Raw genomic sequence first — 7345 nt, 5'->3', positions numbered from 1 at the left:
AGCCGGCGAGTAGCTCGGCGGCGAGGTCGTCGCCGATTGGGCCGATGCGTTCGTGACCGCCCCTGCTGATCACGTGTGGGGGCGAAGTTTCGGGCCGGCTTCAACACCGGGGTGTACGTGCGTTCTGCCACGCCGCATTCGATGGCGATCCGTATCGCCAGTCGCACTCGCGGGTCGCGGATCGACGAATAGGCTTCGTGGACAACGTGGTCCGGACTCGATCGCGGGATTGACAGGGGAATCCTGATTTGCGGCAGCGTGTGGGCGGGTTCGGCTGCATATCGCTCGGCGCCCAATTTGGGACCACTTTGGGACCACACGTTGTGCGCGCTGGCGAACGATCTGCGCGTCTGTGACCGTCTTGCCGCGCCAAGAGCTGCCGCGTGATACCGCCGACCAGCGAGAATGCGTTAACGCAATTCTTTTGGGGTCAAGTGGTCGCAGGTTCAAATCCTGTCAGCCCGACCGTTGCGATGTTGCAAGACATCCAGGGTGACGGCTCCGGCTTGGTCGATGCGGTCGGGACGGACTCGGTTGTGGATGTCATTGCGGTTTGCTGGGTCGGCCTTGGGTCTGGCGTTGCAGATGGTGGCGGGGCCCCGTCGTTCGTGCCGAACAGACCACGTCGTCGGGCTGCTCCAAGGGGTCCAATTCGACCGATGCGCAACGCTCTGACCGGTGAAAACTAGATTCCATTGTGCCCCAAGCTATCTCACAAGCGGAATCGAGGCAGCACCGATAGGCGTCTCTCGGCGGACCGCTGCGACTGCACAAGGTCGCCATGGCGCGCGGCGGCCTGGTCCAGTGCGGAAGCGCATCGCGATGTCGAGTTGTGACGACAGCAGCTGTCATGATGGGTAGGTTCGATGACATCAACTGACATCAGATGGTGCTGAAACTGTCCGAGGAGGATCTCCGTGAACACCACCGTCGACACCGCTCGCCGGGCAGTTGGACCGGTCGGCGCACTGCTTCCAGTCACGTTCACCGACATGCCGTCGGTCGACCGACAGCGAGAGGCCGTCGGTCGGTTGGAGCGCGCCGGCTACCGCACCGCCTGGACCAACGAGGTGATCGGTAAGGACGCCCTCGTGCAGTTGGCAGTGCTGCTGGGCGGCGGCCTCACCGGCCAACACGAGCTCGAGAAACGCCGCATGGGACAGGATGCCGTTGGCGGGCCAGGATGAGCCGCTCAGGCAGGGTGTCGAGCATGCGCCCGAGTTTTAGTTGACGCATCGCCATCTTCAGATCACCCGAGACCGGATTGGTGGAAAGTCTTTGGTGGCACCCGTTCCAGTTAGTGGGGGGCGTGGATGGGTGTTAGCGGTGACGACATGGCTTCGGTCGGGCGCAATCCTTGAAACGGCAAGGACAGAGAGTCTTTCGAAGGAGTACCACTATGCGAACTCGATCGAAGTACATCACGCCTGCATTGGCGGCGTGCGCTGCTGCGGTAGCTATCGCCGCCGCTCCAGCGGCTATGGCTCAGCCCACTCCGGTTCAGCCGGCAGCGGTCGCCACAGCGTCGCCAGCCATGGCGGGCGACGTTGTGCAGGCCCGTTATGGCGGAGGCTTTCACGGCGGCGGCGGCGGCGGCTGGCATGGCAATCGTGGTTGGGGCGGTGGCTGGCATGGCGATCGCGGTTGGGGCGGCTGGCCGGGTTACCGGCACTGGGGCTGGTTCCGGTAGCGATCAACGACCTCGCGATGACGGCTGGGTCGCTGACACCGCTGTTGATGCGTGAAGTGTCGCTCACCAGAGCCGGGTGCGCGCCGGTGATCATCACCGGCGCGTGTCGCCTGCGCCCGCCGCGAGCATTCGCTGGCTTCGCGCAACGCCGTGGTGCCGCGAGAACGCCCACACCACAACATCGTTCCGGGTTTCCTCACCCGATACGGTGCACCGGTGATGAGCTTCGATGTGGCGGGCACCACGCAGCCGCAGAGCCGTTTGCAGCTGGTGGTGGGCATCGCCGACTACGGTTATAACCCGCACGCGGCGTGCGTTGGACCCCGGTTGCACTGGATTCACGGCATGCAGGTGAACCTCCAGAGCGTCTTCCCGCCGGCAAATTTCGACGAACTGAGCCGGCACGACCACGATGTGTCGTGGTCGAAGTCTCACAGCCACTTCGGCAGCTGCCAGGCGATCCGGCGCTTGCCAGACGGGCATCGCGGGGCGAGGGATCCGCGTCGCGACGGTCAGACTTCCGCAATCCAGTGTCACAACTGCGCGTTCAAGCGAGCACGCGCCGGCGGCGCTGACGCCCAAAAGGGCCTGCCGCCAACGGGAATCTTTGCTTACCCGCCAGCTGCAAATGCCCAGTGTCCTGACGGTGGAGCATCGGGTCGGACGAGTGCTGGCCAGGCGATTTTGACAGTTCGTTCTACCGTGGAATTACCGTTAACCAGCCTAAAGAGTGGTGATCTCATGACGACTGAACCCCGCGAAGGGCGGTTCGTGCGCCGCATCGTCGATCTGTACCTCAACGACCGGCAGTTCGCAGATGCGCGGCCGAGCGAGGCCATCGCCGCGGTGATCGCCCAGCCTGAACTGCGACTGCCGCAGATCTTGCGAACGGTGATGGAGGGCTACGCGGACCGGCCCGCGCTCGGACAGCGGGCCGTCCGATTCCTCAACGACCCCGAGACCGGCCGCACATCCTTGGAGCTGTTGCCCCGGTTCGAGACGGTCACCTACCGCGAGTTGTGGGACCGCATCGGCGCTTTCGCCACCGCCTTGACCGGCGATTCAGAACATTCGGTGCGGCCCGGCGACCGGGTCTGCATCCTGGGCTTCACCAGCGTGGACTATGCGATCATCGACATGGCGTTGGTTCAGTTGGGCATCGTGTCCGTTCCGCTGCAGACCAGCGCACCGGTCACTCAACTGCGGCCCATCGTCGCCGAGACCGAACCGGTCGTCATCGCCGCGGGCGCCGACTACCTCGACGACGCCGTCGAACTGATCCTGATCGGCCACTCGCCTGCACGGCTGGTGGTTTTCGACTACCACCCCGACGCAGACGACCAGCGCGAGGCATTCGACGCCGCCCGGACGCGGTTGGCGAAAGCGGGCAGCCCGGTGATGGTGGAGACTCTGACCGCGTTGGTCGCACGCGGGGAGGCGCTACCGGCCGCACCCCCGTTCGTTCCCGACGTCGATGACGACCCGTTGAGGCTGTTGATCTACACCTCGGGCAGCACCGGCGCGCCCAAAGGCGCCATGTACCCCCAGCGCCTGGTCGCCAACTTCTGGGGGAAGTCGACCCGGTCATGGGGGGAGCCGAGCGCCGAGCCGTCGATCACGCTCAGCTTCATGCCGATGAGCCACGTCATGGGGCGAGGGATCCTCTACGGAACGCTCGGCAACGGAGGCACGGCCTATTTCGCTGGCAGCAGCGACCTTTCGACGCTATTCGAGGACCTCGCACTGGTGCGGCCCACCGAATTGAACTTCGTGCCGCGGATCTGGGACATGCTCTTTCAGGAGTTCCAGAGCGAACTGGACCGCCGGCTGTCCAACGGTGCCGATCGTGCGGCACTCGAAGCGGAGGTGAAGGTGGAACTGCGGGAGAACCTTCTTGGCGGACGGTTCGTCTCGGCCTTGACCGGCTCCGCGCCCATCTCAGCCGAGATGAAGGCGTTCGTCGAGTCCCTCCTGGACCTGCACCTCGTGGAGGGCTACGGCTCAACCGAGGCCGGGATAGTCTTCGTCGACGGACAGGTGCGCCGCCCGTCGACGATCGACTACAAGCTGGTCGACGTTCCTGATCTGGGCTACTTCCGCACCGATCAGCCGTATCCCCGAGGCGAACTCCTCGTCAAAACGGAGAACCTCTTCCCGGGCTACTACAAGCGGCCGGACGTCACTGCGGACGTGTTCGACCCGGACGGCTTCTACCGGACCGGGGATGTCGTGGCCGAGACCGGACCCGATCAGCTCGTGTACCTCGACCGACGCAACAACGTGCTGAAGCTCTCGCAGGGCGAGTTCGTCACCGTCTCGAAGTTGGAGGCGGTGTTCGCCAGCAGCCCGCTGGTCCGGCAGGTCTACGTGTACGGCAACAGCGCACGCGCCTATCTGCTGGCCGTCATCGTGCCGACCGAGGACTCGCTGTCCCATGTCGGCGGCGTCGTCGAAGCGCTGAAGCCGCCCATTAGTGACTCACTGCAGAATGTGGCGAAAGAGGCCGGCCTGCAATCCTACGAGATCCCGCGCGACTTCATCGTCGAGACAACGCCTTTCACGCTGGAGAACGGTCTGCTCACCGGTATCCGTAAGCTGGCGAGGCCGCGGCTCAAGGAGCACTACAGCGAGCGGCTGGAACAGCTGTACGCCGAGCTGGCTGAAGGACAGACCAACGAACTGCGTGCGCTGCGCGAGAGCGGTGCGTGCCGGCCGGTGTTGGAGACCGTCACCCGGGTCGCCAGAGCGCTGCTTGGTGCCGCAGCCGCCGATCTACCACCAGACGCGCAGTTCACCGATCTAGGCGGAGATTCCCTGTCTGCGTTGACGTTTGCAAACCTGCTGCACGAGATCTTCGACGTCGACGTGCCCGTGGGCGTCATCGTGAGCCCGGCCTCCGATCTACAGGCCATCACCGACTACATCGGTGCGGAACGGGCAGCCGGCCCGATCCGGCCTACGTTTGCGACGGTGCACGGTCGGGACGCCATCGAGGTGCACGCCGCCGATCTGACCCTGGACAAGTTCCTCGACGCCACCACTCTGGCCGCCGCCCCGACGCTACCCGGTCCCAGTGCTGAGGTGCGGACCGTCCTGCTGACCGGTGCGACCGGCTTCCTCGGCCGCTACCTGACCTTGGAATGGCTCGAACGGATGGCACTCGTCGGCGGCACGGTGATCTGTCTGGTACGGGCCAAGTCCGACGAAGATGCCCGCGGCCGCCTGGACAAGACCTTCGACAGCGGCGATCCTGAACTGCTCTGGCACTACAGTGAACTCGCCGCCGACCACCTGGAGGTCATCGCCGGCGACAAGGGCGAGGCCAACCTCGGCCTGGACCAGGACACCTGGCAGCGCTTGGCTGACACAGTCGACCTGATCGTCGACCCCGCGGCGCTGGTCAACCACGTCCTGCCCTACAGCCAGCTGTTCGGGCCCAATGCGCTGGGCACCGCCGAGCTGATCCGCATCGCGCTCACCACGAAGCTCAAGCCGTTCAGCTACGTGTCGACCATCGGTGTCGGCGCGGGGATCGAACCCGCGTCGGTGTTCACCGAGGACGCGGACATCCGGGTCATCAGCCCGACACGCACCGTCGACGACAGCTACGCCAACGGCTACGGCAACAGCAAATGGGCGGGCGAGGTGCTGCTGCGGGAGGCTCACGATCTGTGCGGGCTGCCGGTCGCCGTGTTCCGCTGCGACATGATCCTGGCGGACGCCACCTACGTGGGCCAGCTCAACGTCCCGGACATGTTCACCCGGTTGATGCTGAGTCTGGTCGCCATCGGCGTTGCGCCGCAATCGTTCTACGAGCTCGACTCGACAGGCAAGCGGCAGCGTACGCACTATGACGGGCTACCTGTCGATTTCATCGCCGAGGCACTCTCCACCCTGGGCGGACGGGTGGTGGAAGGGTTCGAGACCTACCACGTGATGAACCCCCACGACGATGGGATCGGACTCGACGAATACGTCGACTGGCTCATCGACGCCGGCTATTCGATCCAGCGTGTCGGTGACTACGACGCCTGGCTAAACCGGTTCGAGACAGCCATGCGCGCCCTGCCCGAACAGCAGCGACAGGCCTCGCTGCTGCCACTGCTGCACAACTACACGCGGCCCGAGAAGCCACTCAACGGCGCCATGGCGCCCACCGAGCGATTCCGTACCGCGGTGCAGGACGCGAAAGTCGGCCCGGATAAAGATATTCCGCATGTTTCACCGGCGATGATCGTCAAATACATCACCGATCTGCACCATCTCGGGCTGCTATAACCCAGGAGCCGATCGCAAGCGGGAGGCCTAGCCTGGTGGCGCTGCGATGCGTGGCCGGATCAGGGGTGGGGGTACTTTCGGGCAGCCGGTTCGGCGAACTTGTCCAGCTCGGGAAGGTTGACGACGATCGGATCCGGGTCTGAGCGGGTGACCACCCAGAGGGTCGGGTCGTCGGCGGATGCGTTGATCTCCTGGTGCACAGTGTGTGCCGGAATGAAGACGAAGTCTCCAGGACCCGCCTCGACAGAGTGCTCGAGATGGTCGCCCCACCGGTATCTGGCGATACCTTCCACCACGTAGAAGATTGTCTCCTGATCCCCGTGGTGGTGCGCACCGGTCGCGGCGCCGGGTTGCACGGTGGTGAGGAAGGCGCTCAGTACTTTGGCGTCGGGGTTGCGGCTGTCGAAGGCGACGTGCCGGCGCAGTCCCGAGGTCTGGGGGGTGTCATCGGAGAGTTGGTTGCGCCGAACGACGCGGACCGGAAGGGTTGTACATCGGCGTTTCCGTTCTATCTCTGGCCGACCGGCAGAGCGCTGTCCCCGGTCACATGCAGCCCGAATGGCGGCTGCTCACCGACCCGCCAGGTGCCGTCCACCTGCAGGCGCTGACCTGCTGCGCGGGTCCTCTGCATGGCACGCTGTGCCACCGGCAACTGTTGGGCCTCCCACGCTTTCAGCCGAGGGGGGACGTGGGCCGCAGTGGCGTGCTGCAGCGCATCGCCTAGCTGCCAGGCATCGTCGGCTGCCTTCGCGGTGCCCACACCGATGTGGGGCCGCAGCGCGAACGCTGCGTCGCCGATCAGGCAGGTTCGCCCGAAGGCCATTCGAGGCACCTCCAGGTCGACGATCACCTGGATGAACGGCTCGGCGCTTCGTGAAACGAGCTCGGTGAGCGGCGCCGGAAGTTCGTTCTCCGCCGCCGAATGCAGCTCCGCGAGATGGCGGATCTGGACCGATCCGGGTGGCACGGTCAGCTCAGCCCTCACCCCGTTGCGGTCGGTCAGCAGGTCGGCGAGGTGGTCTCCCGGCGTGACGTTGCGATACCAGAGCCAGTTGCACAGCACAGCGCCGTCCGGGCCCGGAATCGGGTAGGTCAGCAGGTGGCCGTGCGGGAGGATTCGGTAGGTGATGGCGTCGGAAAGGATGCGTGCTGTGTCACCGCTGAGTTCGTCACGGTCGATGGTGCCCCGCCACGCCACGTATCCCGCGTAGTGGGGTTGGGCCTCGGGCACCATGATTCGGCGTCCCGCGGAACGGATGCCGTCGGCGCACACCACGAGGTCGGCCGTCAAAGTTTGACCATCGGCCATGGACAGCATCACTTCGTCGCCCCGATTGTCAAGGTGCGCAAGCTCAGTCGAGAGGTGGTAGTGCTCGG

At 65.1% G+C, this 7345-nt stretch carries 4 protein-coding genes and 2 pseudogenes; 3 read left to right on the top strand and 3 right to left on the bottom strand.

The features are described from left to right. Window positions 1-1121: 1121 nt before the first annotated feature. Window positions 1122-1242, bottom strand: a pseudogene (locus QOI01_RS07260) (ATP-binding protein); the annotation flags it as partial. A 292-nt stretch (window positions 1243-1534) separates the two neighbouring features. Here QOI01_RS07260 and QOI01_RS07255 point away from each other — a divergent pair. The 3 genes and pseudogenes from QOI01_RS07255 to car all read left to right on the top strand — a co-directional run bounded on the left by QOI01_RS07255 (window position 1535) and on the right by car (window position 5968). Continuing rightward, window positions 1535-1690: a hypothetical protein gene (locus tag QOI01_RS07255; protein WP_526379501.1), complete on the top strand. Its 156-nt coding sequence runs from the start codon at window positions 1535-1537 to the stop codon at window positions 1688-1690. 150 nt (window positions 1691-1840) lie between these two features. Next, window positions 1841-2203, top strand: a pseudogene (locus QOI01_RS07250) (gamma-glutamyltransferase); the annotation flags it as partial. A 228-nt stretch (window positions 2204-2431) separates the two neighbouring features. Then, window positions 2432-5968 (top strand): carboxylic acid reductase, encoded by a 3537-nt coding sequence (car, locus tag QOI01_RS07245; protein ID WP_526379503.1) that lies wholly within the window; start codon window positions 2432-2434, stop codon window positions 5966-5968. 59 nt (window positions 5969-6027) lie between these two features. Here car and QOI01_RS07240 read toward each other — a convergent pair whose 3' ends face one another. Both QOI01_RS07240 and QOI01_RS07235 read right to left on the bottom strand, forming a co-directional pair. Continuing rightward, a complete protein-coding gene (locus QOI01_RS07240; protein ID WP_526379502.1) occupies window positions 6028-6345 on the bottom strand; it encodes a cupin domain-containing protein in 318 nt (105 codons plus the stop codon). A gap of 131 nt (window positions 6346-6476) precedes the next feature. Further along, the coding region (locus QOI01_RS07235) for an FAD-dependent oxidoreductase (protein ID WP_526379500.1) at window positions 6477-7345 on the bottom strand (869 nt) is incomplete at its 5' end.

The sequence above is a fragment of the Mycobacterium sp. genome (assembly GCF_032162605.1).
In the GTDB taxonomy this organism is placed as follows: Bacteria; Actinomycetota; Actinomycetes; order Mycobacteriales; family Mycobacteriaceae; genus Mycobacterium.
This window is presented reverse-complemented; position numbering and strand designations above follow the sequence as displayed.